13 protein-coding genes are annotated in these 19,007 nt (G+C 68.1%); 8 read left to right on the top strand and 5 right to left on the bottom strand.

Going from position 1 to position 19,007, the window contains the following annotated elements; all coding sequences use genetic code 11:
- Positions 1-64: 64 nt before the first annotated feature.
- Positions 65-2,047 (top strand): methyl-accepting chemotaxis protein, encoded by a 1,983-nt coding sequence (locus HWW87_RS28900; RefSeq protein ID WP_175823166.1) that lies wholly within the window; start codon positions 65-67, stop codon positions 2,045-2,047.
- Positions 2,048-2,087: 40 nt separating this feature from the next.
- Here the strand turns inward: HWW87_RS28900 and HWW87_RS28895 are convergent, their stop codons facing one another.
- Positions 2,088-3,740, bottom strand: coding sequence for an acyl-CoA synthetase (locus HWW87_RS28895; protein WP_175823165.1), 1,653 nt, complete (start codon positions 3,738-3,740; stop codon positions 2,088-2,090).
- A gap of 168 nt (positions 3,741-3,908) precedes the next feature.
- Here HWW87_RS28895 and HWW87_RS28890 point away from each other — a divergent pair, with 168 nt between their 5' ends.
- The 6 genes from HWW87_RS28890 (at position 3,909) to HWW87_RS28865 (ending at position 12,974) form a co-directional block, all read left to right on the top strand.
- Positions 3,909-4,652, top strand: a complete 744-nt coding sequence (locus HWW87_RS28890) for a Crp/Fnr family transcriptional regulator (RefSeq protein WP_175823164.1) — start codon at positions 3,909-3,911, stop codon at positions 4,650-4,652.
- A 185-nt stretch (positions 4,653-4,837) separates the two neighbouring features.
- On the top strand, positions 4,838-8,005 hold the full coding sequence (locus HWW87_RS28885; protein ID WP_175823163.1) for an efflux RND transporter permease subunit: 3,168 nt from the start codon (positions 4,838-4,840) through the stop codon (positions 8,003-8,005).
- 36 nt (positions 8,006-8,041) lie between these two features.
- On the top strand, positions 8,042-9,271 hold the full coding sequence (locus HWW87_RS28880) for an efflux RND transporter periplasmic adaptor subunit (protein ID WP_175823162.1): 1,230 nt from the start codon (positions 8,042-8,044) through the stop codon (positions 9,269-9,271).
- 5 nt (positions 9,272-9,276) lie between these two features.
- A complete protein-coding gene (locus HWW87_RS28875) occupies positions 9,277-10,767 on the top strand; it encodes an efflux transporter outer membrane subunit (protein ID WP_175823269.1) in 1,491 nt (496 codons plus the stop codon).
- Positions 10,768-10,788: 21 nt separating this feature from the next.
- Positions 10,789-11,484: a heavy metal response regulator transcription factor gene (locus HWW87_RS28870; protein WP_027782937.1), complete on the top strand. Its 696-nt coding sequence runs from the start codon at positions 10,789-10,791 to the stop codon at positions 11,482-11,484.
- On the top strand, positions 11,481-12,974 hold the full coding sequence (locus HWW87_RS28865) for a heavy metal sensor histidine kinase (RefSeq protein ID WP_175823161.1): 1,494 nt from the start codon (positions 11,481-11,483) through the stop codon (positions 12,972-12,974). The genes HWW87_RS28870 and HWW87_RS28865 overlap by 4 nt, the downstream gene beginning before the upstream one ends.
- Before the next feature lie 73 nt (positions 12,975-13,047).
- On the opposite strand, the gene HWW87_RS28860 is transcribed toward HWW87_RS28865, so the two are convergent.
- The 4 genes from HWW87_RS28860 to HWW87_RS28845 form a co-directional block, all read right to left on the bottom strand.
- Complete coding sequence (locus HWW87_RS28860; RefSeq protein ID WP_175823160.1) at positions 13,048-14,088, bottom strand: helix-turn-helix domain-containing protein; 1,041 nt, start codon at positions 14,086-14,088, stop codon at positions 13,048-13,050.
- Between the two features lie 151 nt (positions 14,089-14,239).
- Positions 14,240-15,766, bottom strand: coding sequence for an amidase (locus HWW87_RS28855; protein WP_175823159.1), 1,527 nt, complete (start codon positions 15,764-15,766; stop codon positions 14,240-14,242).
- A 55-nt stretch (positions 15,767-15,821) separates the two neighbouring features.
- Positions 15,822-16,880 carry a phenylacetaldoxime dehydratase family protein gene (locus HWW87_RS28850; protein ID WP_175823158.1) on the bottom strand — a complete coding sequence of 353 codons (1,059 nt, stop codon included), beginning with the start codon at positions 16,878-16,880 and terminating at the stop codon, positions 15,822-15,824.
- 95 nt (positions 16,881-16,975) lie between these two features.
- Positions 16,976-17,872: a transporter gene (locus HWW87_RS28845; RefSeq protein ID WP_175823157.1), complete on the bottom strand. Its 897-nt coding sequence runs from the start codon at positions 17,870-17,872 to the stop codon at positions 16,976-16,978.
- Between the two features lie 511 nt (positions 17,873-18,383).
- On the opposite strand from HWW87_RS28845, the gene nthA reads away from it, so the two are divergent.
- Entirely contained in the window at positions 18,384-18,983 is a 600-nt protein-coding gene (nthA, locus tag HWW87_RS28840) for a nitrile hydratase subunit alpha (RefSeq protein WP_175823156.1), read from the top strand.
- Positions 18,984-19,007: the final 24 nt, after the last annotated feature.

Below are 19,007 nucleotides of genomic sequence, written 5' to 3'. Positions count from 1 at the left end.
CGATTACCTGACGACAAGCGGTGACGCGTGCGTTCCGCCCCTCTCTCCCCACTCAGGATCCCGTATGAGATTGACCCAATTGGGCCGGGTGAGCGTCGGTACGCGTCTTGCCGCGCTGGCGTGCGCGCTCGTTGCACTGCTGTTCACCGTTTTCGCGTGGGCGCTCGCCCATTTTGCCGGCCAGCAACTCGCCGACGAGGCGCACGCGCGAATTGCCGACAAGGAGCAGTCGATCGGCGCGATGGTCGAGCTGTTCGACAAGGCGCTGACCGCCGAAGCCAACCGCTCGATGTCGCTGTTCGCGAGCTTCCTGCCGGCCGACTTCGCGCTCGATCCGGCACGCACCGTCGACATCGGCGGCGTCGCCGCGCCGACGCTGTCCGCCGGCGGCCAGCCGCTCGACCTCGACTATTCGATTCCCGATCAGTTCCTGAAGAAAAGCGGCGCGATCGCGACGATCTTCGCGCGCGACGGCGACGATTTCGTGCGCATCACGACGTCGCTGAAGAAGCAGGACGGCGCGCGCGCGGTCGGCACGAAGCTCGACCGCGCCGGCCCCGCGTACGCGCCGCTGGTCGCGGGGCGCAGCTACACCGGCCTCGCGAAGCTGTTCGGCCGGCCGTACATCACGCAGTACAAGCCGGTGACCGACGCGACCGGCCGCGTGATCGGCGCGCTGTTCGTCGGCCTCGACATCGGCGCCCAGCTCAAGCTCGTCGAAGACGGCATCCGCTCGCTGAAAATCGGCGACAACGGCTACTACTTCGTGCTCGATGCATCGCAGGGCCCGTCGCGCGGCGCCTTCGTCGTGCATCCCGATGCGGCGGGCCAGCCGGCCGACGGCACCCGCGCCCCCTACGCGCAGATGCTCGCGGCCGGCCAGGGCCGGCTCGCGTACACGTCGACCGACCCGGCCGCGCACGACCGCGGGCCGACCGCGAAAGTCGTGTCCTTCACGACGGTCCCGCAGTGGCAATGGCTCGTCGGCGGCATCGCGCTCGACGACGAACTGCTCGCCACGATGCGCGCCACCCGCAACCGCTTCCTGATGATCGGCGCCGTGCTCGTCGCGGCGTTCGCGACGCTGTTCGTCATCGTCGTGCGACGCGTCGTGAGCCGGCCGCTGGAAGCCGCCGCACGCGCGTCCGAGCGCTATGCGGCGGGCGATCTCAGCGTGCGGATCCGCGACGGCGCGCACGCGCACGACGGCGCGGGCAACGACGAGATCGGCCGGCTCGTGCAGGCGGTCGACGGGATCGGCGACGGCCTCGCGCAGATCGTCGCGCAGGTGCGCAGCGGCTCGGCCGACATCGCGCGCGGCACGGTCGGCATCGCGGCCGGCAGCGGCGACATCGCCGCGCGGATCGCGACGCAGGCGAGCAGCGTCGAACAGACGGCCGCGAGCATGGAGCAGATCACCGCCGCCGTGCAGCAGAGCGCCGAGCACGCGGCGCAAGCCAACGCGCTGGTCGCGGACGCATCGGCCGCCGCGACGAACGGCGACGCCGCGGTGCAGCGCGTAGTCGCGACGATGGACGACATCGGCCGCGCGACGCGCCGGATCGCCGAGATCACCGGCGTGATCGAAGGCATCGCGTTCCAGACCAACATCCTCGCGCTGAACGCGGCCGTCGAGGCCGCACGCGCGGGCGAACACGGCAAGGGCTTCGCGGTGGTCGCGGCCGAGGTGCGCGCGCTCGCGCAGCGCAGTGCGGCCGCGGTCAAGGAGATCGACACGCTGAGCGCCGAATCGTCGACGACCGTCGAACAGGGTTACCGGATCGCGGACGCCGCGCGCGGCACGATGCGCGATATCGTCGAGCGGGTCGACCAGGTCCGCACGCTGATCGGCGAGATCAGCGCCGCGTCGCGCGAGCAGTCGACCGGCATCGAGCAGGTGAACCTGGCCGTCACGCAGATCGGCGAGGCGACGCAGCAGAACGCGACGCTGATCTCGGATGCCGAGCGCGCGGCGATCGCGCTGCGCGATCAGGCCGCGCAACTGTCGGACGCGGTGAGCGTGTTCCGGCTGGAGCGCGACGCGTGATCGCGTGATCGTCGACGCGCGGCGGCCGAAAGCCGCCCGCCTACTTCTTGTCGCCCGCGAGGTCGATCGCCTTGTCCGAGCCGACCGCATGGCGCAACTGGAACTTCTGGATCTTGCCGGTCGACGTCTTCGGCAGCTCGCCGAAGCGCACGGCCTTCGGCACCTTGAAGCCCGCGAGCAGTTGCCGGCAGTGCGCGACGATCTCCTCCTCGGTCGCGCTCGCGCCTTCGCGCAGCTCGACGAACGCGCACGGCACCTCGCCCCATTTCGGGTCGGGCATCGCGACGACGGCCGCCACGGCGACGGCCGGATGGCGGTACAGCGCGTCCTCGACCTCGATGCTCGAGATGTTCTCGCCGCCCGAGATGATGATGTCCTTCTTGCGATCCTTGATCCGGATATAGCCATCCGGCATCAGCACCGCGAGATCGCCGGTATGGAACCAGCCGCCGTGGAACGCCTCGTCGGTCGCCTTCGGGTTCTTCAGGTAGCCCTTCATGCAGATGTTGCCGCGGAACATGATCTCGCCGAGCGTCTCGCCGTCGGCCGGCACCGGCGTCATCGTGTCGGGGTCGAGCACCGTCGCGCCCGCTTCGAGGTGGTAGCGCACGCCCTGGCGCGCATTGAGCCGCGCGCGTTCCTCGTCGGACAAGGCTTCCCAGTGCGCCTGCTTCGCGCAGACGGTCGCCGGGCCGTAGACCTCGGTCAGCCCGTACACGTGGAGCAGGTCGAAGCCGATCTCCTTCATCTTCGCGATCACGGCCGGCGCGGGCGCCGCGCCCGCGACCATCGCGTGCACCGTGTGGTCGATTCCCTCGCGCAGCTCGGCCGGCGCGTTCGCGATCGCGCTCTGCACGATCGGCGCGCCGCAGTAATGCGTGATGCGCTCGCGGCGGATCAGGTCGAACACGGTCTTCGCGTCGAACTTGCGCAGGCACACGTTCACGCCCGCGCGCGCCGCGACGGCCCACGGGAAGCACCAGCCGTTGCAATGGAACATCGGCAGCGTCCACAGATACACCGCGTGCTTCGGCATGTCCCATTCGAGGATATTGCTGATCGCGGCGAGATACGCGCCGCGATGGTGATAGACGACGCCCTTCGGGTCGCCCGTCGTGCCCGACGTGTAGTTCAGCGCGATCGCCTCCCATTCGTCGGCGGGCGGCGTCCAGGCGTAGCCGGGGTCGCCGCCGGCCACGAACGTCTCGTAGTCGGTCGCGCCCGCGAAACGGTCGGGGTCGGCCGGCATCGCGTCGGCCACGCTGACGATCTTCAGGCCCGGCACCTCGAGCGCCGCGCGATGCGCGACCTCCGCGTATTCGGTGTCGACGATCAGCACCTTCGCGTCGCCGTGACGCAGCATGAACAGCACCGACGACACGTCGAGCCGCGTGTTGATCGTGTTCAGCACGGCGCCGGCCATCGGCACGCCGAAGTGCGCCTCGACCATCGCCGGGATGTTCGGCAGCAGCGCCGCGACCGTGTCGCCGCGTGCGACGCCGGCCTGCGCGAGCGCGCTCGCCAGCTGCCTTGCGCGCGTATGGGTTTCGCCCCACGTGCGCCGCACGTCGCCGTGCACGATCGCCGTGCGCTCGCCGTAGACTTCGGCCGCGCGGACCAGGAAATCGATCGGCGTGAGCGGTACGTAGTTGGCATCGCGGCGGCCGAGCCCGGCCTCGAACATCTGCGTCATGATCCTGTCTCCCGTGTTCTGCCGACCGGGGCGCATGCACCCCGGATCGTTTTGATGTGGTTCAATTGCCGACAGCCTAACGGGCGTTATTGTGAGCCGTCTGTCATCGAAACGACAGAGTGCCGCTCGAGCGCTGCGCGTTATCCCTATCCTCGCAAACCCGCACCCATGCACGACCACTCCGACGCGGCCGCCCACCCGGCCGACACGCTTCCCGAACCGGGCCCGCTGCCGCCGCTGGCGACGCTGTTCGGCCAGTGCGCGTGGTTCCGCACGCTGGCGCCCGAACACCAGGCGCTCGTGCTTGCCCAGTCGCACGTCGAGCAGTGCGACGCCGGCGACGTGATCGCGCAGCGGCTCGCGCCGTCCGAATACTGGATCGGCGTCCATCGAGGGCTGCTGAAGCTCGCGATCTTCAACGTGTCGGGGCGCGGCTGCACGTTTTCCGGCGTGCCGTCGGGCGGCTGGTTCGGCGAAGGCAGCGTGATCAAGCGCGAACTGCGCAAGTACGAGGTCGTCGCGATCCAGCGCTCAACCGTGCTGTTCGTGCCGGTCGACACGTTCCATGCGCTGCTCGACACGAGCCTGCCGTTCACGCGCTTCGTGATCCATCAGTTGAACAACCGGATGGGCGAATTCATCGCGTCGATCCAGAACAGCCGACTGCTCGACGTCGACGCGCGGGTCGCGCAGGCGCTCGCGCAGCTCTTCAACCCCGCGCTGTACCCGGATACCGGCCCGTCGCTGTCGATCTCGCAGGAGGAACTGGGGATGCTCGTCGGCGTGTCGCGCCAGCGGATCAACCAGGCGCTGCAGCAGCTCGAGAAGCTCGGCGCGTTGCGGCTCGCGTACAACCAGATCGAGGTCGTCGATCTCGACGCGCTCGCCCGCTTCGGCATGGAGCAGCTGTAAGCGCCGCCCGATGCGCGAAACCGCCGCCATCGCGGCGGCGCATTCCGTCTGCGGAATCGGCCGACGGCCAGCACACCCCAACCTGACGATTCAGCCAGTTTCGCGACAGTAACCCGTGCCGGGCCGACGCCTATCATTCGGGTTCCCTTTACCGACGCCCGATCACCGCCTGCCCCGCCGCCTCCATGTGGATCGTCAATCTCGCGCTCAGGCGCCCCTACACGTTCATCGTGATGGCCATCATGATCGTGCTGGCCACCCCGCTTGCGCTGATGCGCACACCGGTCGACGTGCTGCCCGCGATCAACATCCCGGTGATCAGCGTGATCTGGAATTACAGCGGCTTCTCCGCGACGGAGATGACGAACCGCATCACGTCCGTGCATGAACGGATCCTGACGACGACCGTCAACAACATCCAGCACGTCGAATCGACGTCGCTGCCCGGCATCGCGGTCGTGAAGGTGTTCCTGCAACCGGGCGCGAACGTGCAGACGGCCATCGCGCAGACGGTCTCGTCCGCGCAGGCAATCGTGCGGCAGATGCCGCAGGGCGCGACGCCGCCGCTCGTGATCACGTATTCGGCGTCGAGCATTCCGGTGATCCAGCTCGGGCTGTCGAGCAAGACGCTCAGCGAGCAGTCGCTCGCCGACATCGCGCTCAACTTCCTGCGCCCGCAGCTGATCACGGTGCCGGGCGTGCAGATTCCGTTCCCGTACGGCGGGCGCACCCGCGTGGTCGCGATCGACCTCGACCCGCAGGCGCTGCTCGCGAAGGGCCTCACGCCGGCCGACATCGTCAACGCGGTCAACGCGCAGAACCTCGTGCTGCCGACCGGCACCGCGAAGATGGGCCAGACCGAGTACCGGATCGACACGAACGCGTCGGCCGATACCGTCGCCGACATCAACGACCTGCCGGTCCAGACCGTCAACGGCGCAACGACCTACCTGCGCGAGGTGGCGTCGGTACGCGACGGCTTCGCGCCGCAGACCAACGTCGTGCGCCAGAACGGCCAGCGCGGCGTGCTCATCTCGATCCTGAAAAGCGGCGACGCGTCGACGCTCAAGGTCGTGTCGGACCTGAAGGCGCTGCTGCCGAAGGTGATCCCGACGCTGCCCGAGGGGCTCACGATCACGCCGCTGTTCGACCAGTCGGTGTTCGTCAACGCGGCCGTCCAGGGCGTGATCCACGAAGCGCTGATCGCCGCCGTGCTGACCGCGATGATGATCCTGCTGTTCCTCGGCAACTGGCGCAGCACGCTGATCATCGCAATCTCGATCCCGCTGTCGATCTTCACGTCGCTGATCGCGCTGTCCGCGCTCGGCGAGACCATCAACATCATGACGCTCGGCGGGCTCGCGCTCGCGGTCGGCATTCTCGTCGACGATGCGACCGTCACCATCGAGAACATCGAGCGGCACCTGCATCTCGGTACCAACCTGCACGAAGCGATCCTCGAAGGCGCCGGCGAGATCGCGGTGCCCGCGCTCGTGTCGACGCTGTGCATCTGCATCGTGTTCGTGCCGATGTTCTTCCTGACCGGCGTCGCGCGCTTCCTGTTCGTGCCGCTCGCGGAAGCCGTCGTGTTCGCGATGCTCGCGTCGTACGTGCTGTCGCGCACGCTGGTGCCGACGCTCGCGATGCTGCTGTTCCGCCCGCAGCAGGCGAGCACCGGCCCCGACCACGCGACGTCGCGCTTCGCACGCATTCATCACGCGTTCAACCATGCGTTCGAGCGGCTGCGCGCGTGGTACGTCGTGCTGCTCAGCATCCTGCTCGTGCGCCGCCGCTTCTACGCGCTGTGCTTCCTCGGCTTCTGCGTGCTGTCGACGGGCCTCGTGTTCGTGCTCGGCCGCGACTTCTTCCCGAACGCCGATTCCGGCAACATCCGGCTGCACGTGCGCGCGCCGACCGGCTACCGGATCGAGGAAACCGCACGCCTCGCCGACCAGGTCGAACGCGTGATCCGCGAAACCGTGCCGCCCGACGAGCTCGGCGCGATCGTCGACAACCTCGGGCTGCCGGTGAGCGGCATCAACCTGTCGTACAGCAACGCCGGCACGATCGGCACGCTCGACGGCGAGCTGCTGATCGCGCTGAAGCCCGGCCACCGCGCGACCGGGCACTACGTAGAGACGCTGCGCACGCTGCTGCCGCAACGCTTCCCCGGCGTCGAGTTCTTCTTCCAGCCGTCGGACATCATCACGCAGATCCTCAACTTCGGGCAGCCGGCCGCGATCGACGTGCAGGTGCTCGGCAACGATCTCGCGAGTAACATGACCATTGCGAGCAGCCTGATGAAAAAGATCAGGCAAATCCCCGGCGCCGTCGACGTGCACGTGCTGCAACGCAACGACGAGCCGACCCTGCTGGCCGACATGGACCGTACGCGCATGCAGCAGCTCAATCTCTCCGCGCAGAACGTCGCGCAGAACATGCTGATCTCGCTGTCCGGGAGCTCGCAGACGACGCCGTCGTTCTGGATCAACCCGCGCACCGGCGTCCAGTACCCGCTGCAGATCCAGACCCCGCAATACAACCTCTCGTCGGTCGACGACCTGCTCGGCACGCCGATCTCGGCCAGCGGCCGCACGGGCATGCCGCTGCAGCTGCTCGGCAACCTGGTGCAGGTGCGCAGTACCGCGAACCCGGCCGTGATCACGCACTACAACATCCGCCCGGCGATCGACGTGTACGTGAGCGTCGAGGGCCGCGATCTCGGCGCGGTCGCGGGCGAGATCGACCGCATCGTGGCCGACGCGCGCGCGACGCTGCCGCGCGGCACCAGCCTTGCGATGCGCGGCCAGATCGAGACGATGCGCACGTCGTATCTCGGCCTCGGCGCGGGCGTCGCGATGGCGATCGTGCTCGTCTACCTGCTGATCGTCGTCAATTTCCAGTCGTGGCTCGACCCGCTGATCATCATCAGCGCGATGCCGGCCGCGCTCGCCGGCATCGCGTGGATGCTGTTCATCACCGGCACGCACCTGAGCGTGCCCGCGCTGACCGGCGCGATCATGACGGTCGGCGTCGCGACCGCGAACAGCATTCTGGTCGTGTCGTTCGCGCGGCAACGCCTCGCGGCCGGCGCGCCGCCGCTCACGGCCGCGCTGGAGGCCGGCGCGACACGGATCCGTCCGGTGCTGATGACGGCGCTCGCGATGATCATCGGGATGGTGCCGATGGCGCTCGGTCTCGGCGAAGGCGCCGAGCAGAACGCGCCGCTCGGCCGCGCGGTGATCGGCGGGCTGCTGTTCGCGACCGTTTCGACGTTGCTGTTCGTGCCGCTCGTGTTCGGCGGCGTGCATTCCCGGCTGGCCCGTCGGCGCGCGCGCCAGGCCGGACACTGACTTTCGCCCCACTACCCGGTTGAACTGGTTGAATTCATGGAAGAGAAACATCACAGCGCCGTCGGCATCCAGGTGGACGAACACGGCATGCACCTGCCGGCGCGCGCGTCGGTGTCGCGCCGCGGGCGCATCGTCGTGATCGTGATCGGCGTGCTGCTGGCCGCCGGCGCCGCGCGCACGCTCATCGTCAACGGGCTGAACCGCAACCGGCTCGACGCCGTCGCCGAGCAGAACACGCGCCAGTACGTGAGCGTCGTGCATCCGGTCGACGCGGCCACCGGCGGCAAACTGACGCTGCCCGGCACGCTGCGCGGCTTCGTCGAGGCGCCGATCTATGCGCGCGCCAGCGGCTACGTGCTGCGCTGGCAGGCCGACATCGGCGCGCACGTGAGGCAGGGCCAAACGCTCGCCGAACTCGATACGCCGGAGCTGAACCAGGAACTGGCGCAGGCCACCGCGCAGCGCCAGCAGGCGCAAGCCGCGCTCGCGCTCGCGAAGACGTCGTTCGACCGCGCGCAGCAGTTGCGCCAGCGCGATGCCGTATCGCAGCAGGAACTCGACGACCGGCAAGGCGCGTTCAGCCAGGGCACCGCGAACCTCGCGGCGGCCGATGCGAACATGCGCCGCCTCACCGAGCTGAAGGGCTTCCAGCGGATCGTCGCGCCGATCGACGGGATCGTCACGCAGCGCAACGTCGACGTCGGCGATCTCGTCAGTTCCGGCAACGCGGGCCGCGCGCTGTTCACGGTCGTGCAGGCCGACCGGCTGCGCCTGTACGTGCAGGTGCCGCAGGCGTACGCGCAGCAGGTGAAGGTCGGCCAGCACGTGAGCGTCGCGCAGGCCGAGCTGCCGGGTCGGACGTTCGACGGCACGATCACGCGCACGTCCGAGGCGATCGACGTCGCGACGCGCTCGCTGCAGATCGAGATCACGCTTCCGAACCCAGATGGGCGGCTGCTGCCCGGCGCGTACGTGCAGGCGACGCTGCCGATGACGCCGGTCGGCCGCCTGCAGGTGCCGGCCAATACGCTGCTGTTCCGCGCCGAAGGCCCGACGGTCGCGACCGTCGATGCGAACGGCGTGGTCCACCTGAAACAGGTGACGGTCGTGCGCACGATCGGCCAGACGCTCGAAGTCGATGGGCCGGTCACGCCGAACGACCGCCTCGTCGCGAACCCGAGCGACGCGCTCGCGACCGGCGACCGCGTCGTCGTGCAGGCGCCGGCGGCGCAGCCGGCCTCGGCCGTCGCGGGAGCGAAGCCGTGATCGCGATGCGCACCCGCGTGCGGCCGGTGGCGCTCGCCGCCGTCGTCGCGGCCGCCGCTCTCGCCGGCTGCACGGTCGGCCCGGACTACCGGCGCCCGGCCGTCGACACGCCGGCCGCGTGGCGGCTCGACCCGGCCGACGGGTACTGGCACCCGGCCGCGCCGGCCCGCGCGCCGCTCGATCCGGCCTGGTGGACCGCGTTCGGCGACGCACAGCTCGACGCGCTGGAAGCCGACGCGCTGCGCAACAACCAGAACCTGAAGGCGGTGGCCGCGCGCTACGACCAGGCGAAGGCGACGCTCGCGTCGGTCGCGTCCGCGCAGTATCCGGCCGTCGGCCTGAACGCGAGCGGCCAGCGCTTCAAGATCTCCGCCGACCGGCCGCAGACCAACTACGCGACGCGGAGCATGTCGACCGTGCAGAACGAGATCCAGGTCGGCGCGGCGGTCAGCTACGAACTCGACCTGTTCGGCCGCGTGCGGCGCAGCGTCGAATCCGCGCAGGCCAGCTCCGAGCAGGCGCGCGACGATTTCGCGAACGCGCGCCTCGTGCTGAGCGCCGATCTCGCGTCGAGCTATTTCACGCTGCGCGAGCTCGACACCGAGATCGACGTCGTCAAGCGCTCGATCGACCTGCAGCAGAAGGCGCTCGATTACGTGAGCGCGCGCCACGACCTCGGCGCGGTGTCGGGCCTCGACCTGTTGCAGCAGCGCGCGCAGCTCGACGCGACGCGCACGCAGGCACAGCTGCTGATCCAGCAGCGCGCGCAGGTCGAAACCGCGATCGCGACGCTGGTCGGCACGCCGGCCCCCGCATTCTCGCTGCCGCCGCGCGTGGTGCCGATCAACGCGCCCGCGTTGCCGACCGGGATGCCGAGCGACCTGCTGCAACGGCGCCCCGACGTCGCGTCGGCCGAGCGCGCGATGGCCGCCGCGAACGCGCAGATCGGCGTCGCGCGCGCCGCGTATTTCCCGCGCATCACGCTGTCGCCGGACATCGGCTGGGACGCGACGCGCTTCGCGGGCCTGTTCACCGTGCCGGCGCTGCTGTGGTCGGTCGGCGGGTCGCTCAGCCAGCCGTTGTTCGAAGGCGGCAAGCTGAAGGCCGGCGTCGATTTCGCGCAGGCCGGCTACGTCGCCGCGCAGGCCAGCTACCGGCAAACCGTGCTCACCGCGTTCCAGGAGGTGCAAAATGCGGTGACCGGCCTGTCGGTGCTGGCGCAGGCGGCGCAGCAGGCGTCGGCTGCCGTCGACGACGCGCGCAAGCTCGTGTCGCTCGCGCAGGACCGTTACGCGGGCGGCCTGACGCCGTTCATCGACGTGCTGACGGCCCAGCAGCAATTGCTGACGAGCGAGCGCCAGGCCGTGCAAATCCAGGGCCAGCGCGCGGCGCTCGTCGTGTTTCTCGCGAAGGCGCTCGGCGGCGGCTGGGACGGCACCGCTCCAACCGACGTCGCGGCGGCAAGCCCGCAGCCCACCGCGAGCATCGGCCCCTAACCCGGTTATGCGAACACGCCTATGAAAGTCCTGATCGTCGAAGACGAACCGAAAGTCGTCGAATACCTGAAGAGCGGCCTGACCGAGGAAGGCTGGGTCGTCGACACCGCGCTCGACGGCGAGGACGGCGCGTGGAAAGCCGTCGAATTCGACTACGACGTGGTCGTGCTCGACGTGATGCTGCCGAAGCTCGACGGATTCGGCGTGCTGCGGGCGTTGCGCGCGCAGAAGCAGACGCCCGTGATCATGCTGACCGCGCGCGATCGCGTCGACGACCGCGTGCGGGGCTTGCGCGGCGGTGCCGACGACTACCTGACCAAGCCCTTCTCGTTCCTCGAACTGATCGAACGGCTGCGTGCGCTGACGCGCCGCGCGCGCGTGCAGGAATCGACGCTGATCTCGATCGGCGACCTCCGCGTCGACCTGATCGGCCGCCGCGCGACCCGCGACGGCGCGCGGCTCGACCTGACCGCGCAGGAATTCCAGTTGCTCGGCGTGCTCGCGCGGCGCAGCGGCGAGGTGCTGTCGAAGACGACCATCGCCGAACTCGTGTGGGACGTGAACTTCGACAGCAACGCGAACGTCGTCGAGACGGCGATCAAGCGCCTGCGCGCGAAACTCGACGGCCCGTTCGCGGACAAGCTGCTGCACACGATCCGCGGCATGGGCTACGTGCTCGAGGCGCGCGAGGACGGCGACACGGAGCGGCGCGCATGAAACGCTCGATCATCCTGCGGCTCTCGGCGATGTTCGGCATCGTGTCGCTGCTCGTGTTCACGCTGGTCGGCTGCGGGCTGTTCGTGATGATGGAGCGCCAGCTGTTCGCCGAGTTGCGCGCGACGATCGACACGCGCGCCAAGGTCGCCCAGATGATCGTGTCGCACGCGACCACGGCCGCGCGCGGCCGCATGATGCAGGAAAAACTCGCCGATCTCGAACCGCCCGACGGCTCGACGCACTATCAGGTGATCAGCGACAACCCCGCGTTCCGCTTCGGCAGCCCCGTCAACGGCGTGCCGCTCGATCCGCCGTTCGGCGCGTTCCAGCGCTACCAGCTCAACGACAGCAGCTACGCGGTGATGACGAAAACCATCACGCTGGCCGGCGCCGATGAGCGGCCGACGCTGCAACTGGTCGTCGCGACGTCGTGCGAGCGTACGCAGCGGATGCTGCGCCGCTTCGGCTGGACGCTGGCCGCGCTGATCGCGACGGCCACCGTCATCACGCTGCTGCTGAGCCGCGCGGTCGCGCGCTTCGGGCTCGCGCCGCTCGACCGGCTGTCGCAGGACGCGGCGAGCGTGAGCGCGACGAACCGCCGCCAGCGGCTGCACACCGACGCGCTGCCGACCGAGCTGCGCGATCTCGCGACGTCGTTCAACGGCGCGCTCGAACGCATCCAGCAAACCTACGCGCGGCTCGAAGCGTTCAACGCGGACGTCGCGCACGAGCTGCGCACGCCGATCAGCATCCTGATCGGCCAGACCCAGGTCGCGCTGACGAGCCGCGACCGCTCGGTCGACCGGATGCGCCAGACGCTGCAGTCGAACCTCGAGGAATTCGAGCGGCTGCGCGTGATCATCAACGACATGCTGTTCCTGTCGCGCAGCGACCGAGGCGAACGCGCGACCGACCTGAAGGACGTGTCGCTCGCCGACGAGGTGCGGCGCATGCTCGACTTCCTCGAAATCCCGCTCGACGAGGCGCAGTTGCGCGCCGAACTGCACGGCGATGCGCGCGCGGCCGTCGATCCGTCGCTGTTCCGCCGCGCGATGACGAACCTGCTGATCAACGCGATCCAGCATTCGGCGCCCGGCGCGACGCTGAACGTGACGATCACGCCGCGCGATACGCTCGTCGACATGGCCGTGTCGAACCCCGGCGAGCCGATCGACCCAGTGCAGCGCTCGCACGTGTTCGAGCGCTTCTACCGGCTCGAGGAAGCGCGCGCGAACAGCAAGGAAAACCACGGGCTCGGATTGTCGATCGTCAAGGCCGTGGCCGAGATGCACGGCGGCGGCGTGTTTGTCGCGTGCGCGGGCGGCGTCAATACGTTCGGCTTCTCGGTGTCGACGCAACTCTGTTCGGGCGGGCCGCTGCGTCCGGCCGACGCCGCCGGCCCGGCCGATTCCACCGATTCGGCCGATTCCACCAATCCGGCCGATCCGCACGACGCGCGGCCGGCGCACGCGCCGCGCGCGTTGCACTGACGGCGGCCGTGCCTGTCGACGTCCAGCTGCTTCCGATCGGCGCTCGCCTGCCGCGAACTCGGCCCGGGACGCGTTACGCGCGTGGCTTGCCACCCTGCTCGCGCCACGCCCGCGGCGACATCGCAAACCGCTCGCGAAACACGCGACTGAAATGCGACATGTCGTTGAATCCCCAGCGCAACGCGATATCGGACACGCGCAGCATCGCGCATTGCGGATTCGCAAGATCCTGCGCACACCGTTCGAGCCGCAAGTGCCATACGTAACGCATCAGCGACGTGTTCTCGGCCTCGAACAGCTTGTTGATGTACCGCGACGAAATCCCGATCGACCGCTCGATCATCATCGGGCTCAGCTCCGGATCGTGCAGGTGCTCGAGCAGATGCCGCTTCACACGCGTCAGCGTCAACGCCTTCATCCTCGATTGCGCGAGGTCGTTGCGCTGCATGCCGCCGAGCGTCATCGCGATCAGCGAGATCGCGGTATCCGACAACTGCCGCATCTCGTCCTCGGTCACGCTACGGATCTGCGACGACATCTGCTCGAGAAACGCACGCATGACGCTGCCGACGCCCTCCCCGGTTTGCGTCGGGCAGGCCGTACGGTGTTCCATCCCGATGACGAGCTGGTTCAGGGTCGCACGGGGAATGCTGACGACGATCTCGCGCCACGACTGGCCGAACTGCAGGTGGTGAGGCCGTGTCGCGTCGTAGATCGCAAAATCCCCGGGGTGCAGCGTGACGATCTTGCCGTCCTGCTCGACCGATTGGCTGCCCTCGAGCATCAATACGCCGAAATACTTGTCCTCATACTCGCTCCGCGCCTGGCGATAGCGCCGACTCACGGTCTGCTCGCTTGCGTGGATTTCCGAGATGCGCATCTTTTCGCATTTGCGCTGCCGCACCTGGCCGAAGAAATCGGCTTTCTGCACGGCTGCGATCTGCACGTCCGCGAACAAACGCAGAATCGTCTCGCGCCAAAACTCGATACGCTGGCTGACCGAGCCGTCGGTCGCCACCTCGATGGCCGAATTCGTCCGTTCGTCCGGCGGGCTGTCGGACGCCAGGCCGGGCGCATCGCCGCTTGGGGCGCGCGGGAAAGGACGCATCGTCATGGTCGTGCCCCACATGGGTTAGCAAACACGCAGCCGGTAGCGTGCCCGTTCAAAAGCGCATTGTCCAATCGATAACCGTATACGCCGCGTTGCCGGTCGGAGCGACACCCGGCGCGCGGCGCGGCGGCCATGCGCTGCCGCGCCGGACATGTCATCCGAATGTCGTCTGACGCCAGTCCGCAGACTGTTCATACGCATAGGCGCAGCGATAGATCGTCGCCTCGTCGAAGCGGCGCCCGACCAGTTGCAGCCCGATCGGCAGATCGTCGGCTACCCCGCACGGCAGCGACATCGCCGGATGCCCGGACACGTCGAACGGCGCGGTATTCGCGAGCATCTCGAACGCCCGTGTCAGCGACTCGGACATCGCACAACCCGGCTTCGGCAGTTCCGACGCGCGGATCGGTACGGTCGGCATCACCAATACGTCGTACGATTGCAGCGCCACATCGTAAGCCGATCGCAAGCGTCGGCCGAGATTCTGGCACTTCGCGTAGTAGCGCCCGCGATACCGGCTCGTGAAATATTCGCCGAGCAGCATCGTCACCTTCACGGTATCCGGCAACTCGTCGGCGCGCTCGCGCCAGCCCGCGTGATGATCGATCATGCCGGTCACGTACAGGCCGCCCCAGTTGAAGCCGTGGCTGTTGCCCTTCATCATCTGCTGCGTCGCACCCTCGGCCGCAATCGGCAGCCAGATCGCGGTGCCGGCCGCATGCAACGGCACCGACACTTCGTCGACGCTCGCGCCCAGCTTGCGCAACCGGAGCGCGGCGACCCGCACCGCCTCGTCGACCACTTTCTCCGAATTCGCGAGCCCGAACGCCTCGCGCAGAATGCCGATCCGCAGGCCTGCGATGCCGTCGCGGATCGCGCCGAGATAATCGGCGCGCGGCGGCAACATCCGTTGGCGCGGATCGAGCCCGTCGTCGCCCGCGATGACATCGAGCAGCAGCGCGTTGTCGAGCACGGTGCTCGTCATCGGCCCGAGATGATCGACGGTCGCCTCGATCGGCATCGCGCCGGTGTACGGCACGAGCCCATGCGTCGGCTTCATCCCGTAGATGCCGCAATAGGCGGACGGGATTCTCACCGAGCCGCCCTGGTCGCCGCCGAGCGCCATGTCGACCTCGCCGCTCGCGACCAGCGCACCGCTGCCGGACGACGAGCCGCCCGACGAGTGCCCGGCCTTGCGCGGATTGTGCACCGGCCCCGACGCGCTCGTGTGCGAGCCGCCGGAAAAGCAGTAGTACTCGCAGGTCGACTTGCCGGCGATCGTCGCGCCGGCGTCGAGCACCCGCGTGACGACGGTCGCATCGACATCGGGCACGTAGCCCTCGAACGTGCTCGCGCCATTGCGCATCGGCACACCGGCGACGCAGATGTTGTCTTTCACGGCCACCGTCCTGCCGCGCAGCTTGCCGTCGGCGGCGCCGTGGATCGTGCTCTTGCGCGCCCACGCGCCGTAACGGTTCTCGTCGCCTTCCGGGCGGTAGCCGGGCGTGCGCGGATACGCGACGACGGGCAGATGGTCGGGCAGCGCGTCGATGACGTCGTACGCATCGAAGTTCGCCTGCAGGGCATCGTCGTATTCGGCGAGTTGGCGGGAATCGACATGAAAGCCGAAACCGGCTGCAATGTCGGACAGTTGTTCGCGGGTCGGGCGTTTGATGGCCATCGACGTTCTCCAGTTCGGTAAGCGGCACCGCCAGCCTCGGCGGCGCCGGCGGGATTCAGCGGGCGATGGCGACGGCGTCGCGCATCAGCCCGGTGCGCGGATGGCAGTTCACATATTCGTAGACCTGATGCTTTGCGTCGAAGACGGAAACCTCGTGATACAGCCGCAGTTTCGACAGCCCGGTGACGACTCGGAAGAACGTGACGAAGATCCGCAGGTGCGTCGGATGGGATTCGGCCCACCGCTCGAGGCGGTCGAGCGAGCGCCAGTGGCCGATGTTGTAACTCTCGTCGAGTGCGTTGCCGTCGAGATCGATCGAGCGCACGTAGCGATTGCTGTAGCAGCCGACGTCCTTGCCGTTGTCGCGCAGGAACTCCATGCCGCTGCGCAGCGTCGGCTCGATCTCCTCCAGATACAGTCGGCGCTCGTCAGTCTCCGCCGCGCGCCAGTCCTGACCGGACCGAATCAGCGCGATGTTGTCGTGTGCAAGTACGACCACGCGGCCACCGCGAGCCGGATCGCCCTCGACGATGCGCAACTCGCCGTCCGCGTTCATCCAGTCCGTCTGCGAGATCGGGAACCGGTCGCGCATCGATCCCCAGTAGCCGTGCTCCTCGATCTCGCCGCTAACGCTGTCCATGATCGCGCCGACGCCGGGGAAATCGCTCGTAAATGCGTAAAGCGTCTCGAACTGCTCGGCGCGCGGCGCGACGATTTCCCGGAAGTAGCCGATCCCGTCCGCGAGGCGTGCGTCGGAGGCCCACCATTCGACGAGCGCCGGCGACGCAATCCAGCGCGCATACGCGGCCGGATCGCGCCAGTAGCCGACGGCAATCAGGTTCTCGTAGCCCTGGTCGTCGGTGTGTTGCGTCAGGTCGAAGTTGTTCGGGCCGTCCTGCACGCCGAAATCGCCGACGATCCGGCGCAACGCGGCCAGCGCCGCCGCGCGCTTGTCGGCGCCGCAATACTGGACGCCGAAATAGCCCATCACGACCTGGCTCAGGTCTTCGGCGGCCCGGGCGACGTACATCGGGAACGGCGGCTGGTAATCATCGGCGACGCGGCGCGACAGCGTCCGCGGGCAGATCAGGTGTTTGTCGATGGCGGATTCCATGCATGACCTCTCTGGAAAGGGAATCGGGTGTCGAGGGTTCGACGTGGGGGACACGGAACGACATGCACCGGTCATATCCCGGCGCATGCGGGTGGTCAGAAGATGTGCGCGTAACGCAGGCCGGCGAGCACGCTGTTCTTCGGACCGTTGCGCACGCTCAGGTCGGTGCCGAACTGGATTTGCACCTGGTCGGCCTTCGTCACGAACTTCGCCGCGGTGATCCGCAGGCGCGTCGTGCGCAGCGCGTCGTGGTTGTCCGCGCCGTCGACGCTCGTTTCACCGCCCCAGAGCTGGGTGATGCCGATCCCGAGCGACGTGCCCGGATCGGGCATGTAACGCACCATCGCCTGGGCGCTGTAGCTCATCCGCTGATGCAGCGTCGTACCGTTCGCGCCGTACGACGTGTTGTTGCCGTACCAGATCGCGTCGCCGACGAGATCAAGGGCCCACTGCGGCGAAAAGTGCTTGACGTAGGCTGCCTGGAAATCGAGCGACCAGCGGTGGGCGCCGAGATTGAGACCGCGGTTCTGGTCGTAACTCCCGGTCGGCGCGTAAACGTAGACCGTCGCGGCGACGACGTCCTTCGCTTCGTTCAGGCGGAATTTCAACGGCGCGGTCAGGATCACGTCGCCGACACCGTTCGTACTGCCAAGCGCGCCTGCGTTGCCGAAGCTGCTGATGTGACCGAACGGCAGCAGCACCTGCGGATCGATCGTGAGCCTGTCGGTGAGCTGGAACACATGCAGCAGGCGGGCGATGCCGATATTGGACTGCAGGTCGAAATCCGACGTCCGCTGGCCATTCGCGTAGTACGCGTTCGTCGCTGAATAGTTGTAGTACAGCACGCCGATCGTCGCGCCGACCGGATACTGCTCGTAGTCGCCGGGATCGACCTCGACCGCCCCCGCGTAATGCGATGCGACGACCATCAGCGACAAGCCGATCCAGCGCGCGATTCGCTTCAGTTTCATTCTGTTGACGTGGTCCATCATGCTCCTCACCTGGGTGCGCAGACACCGCCGCGCTCGACGTACGACGAACGGAAGCCGTTGCCGAATGGTGGAATCGCGGAGTGCTGGCTGACTGTTATTCCGCCGGTACTCGGTGGAGTGCCGACGATTCGCGACATCGAACGGCCGTCGCTTGAGGGTGAGAATAGAAAGGCAAAATCCGCATTTCTGTTTTCCGGCGGAACAAGAAATTGGCTGTGGCGGACCTCCTCGGCCCGTGCCCTGCAGCGATCGCAAAACGTGCGCCGGCTGCCGCCGTTTCGTGCCGGGCGCCCTGTCGATGCCGCGAATCGCCGTGCATCCGTTGTGCGCCGGCGCCTGCCGCGCACGGGGCCGTCTCGGCATAGTTTCCGATCCGTGTCGGCAAAGAACCGCGCTTTTTCTCTTCTTACCCTGCTCGTCGAGCGTGACCGACACGACGCACCCGCACCTCGCCACGGCAGTCCCGACGTCGTGGCGGCGGTCGCCCCGAACCACCACAAGGAGCCCCACGATGAGCACGATGCCTTCTGCGGAAACAGCCTCGACGCCCGGCGAACGCGCCTGGGCGCTGTTTCGCGTGATGAAAGAGAAGAACCTGATTCCCGACGGCTATATCGAAGGTCTGACCGAGCTGATGTCCACGACCTGGGATCCGGCCAACGGCGCGCGCATCGTCGCGCGTGCGTGGGTCGACCCGGCGTTTCGCGAACTTCTGCTGAAGGACGGCACGGCCGCGTGTGCGCAGTTCGGCTACACCGGCCCGCAGGGCGAATACATCGTCGCGCTCGAAGACACGCCGACGCTGAAGAACGTGATCGTCTGCAGCCTGTGCTCGTGCACGAACTGGCCGGTGCTCGGGCTGCCGCCCGAGTGGTACAAGGGCTTCGAATATCGTGCGCGGCTCGTCCGCGAAGGGCGCACGGTGCTGCGGGAGCTCGGCACCGACCTTCACGACGACGTCGTCGTGAAGGTCTGGGATACGAGCGCCGAAAGCCGCTATCTCGTGCTGCCCGTGCGGCCGGCCGGCAGCGAGCACATGACCGAGGAACAACTGCGCACGCTCGTCACGAAGGACGTGCTGATCGGCGTTGCGCTGCCAAGCGCGCACTGACTCGCACCCCGTTTCGCTCTCGAC

This window comes from Burkholderia sp. BCC0419 (genome assembly GCF_902830285.1).
In the GTDB taxonomy this organism is placed as follows: Bacteria; Pseudomonadota; Gammaproteobacteria; order Burkholderiales; family Burkholderiaceae; genus Burkholderia.
Note: the sequence above shows the minus strand (reverse complement) of the source record. Positions and strands in the feature narration are given on the sequence as shown.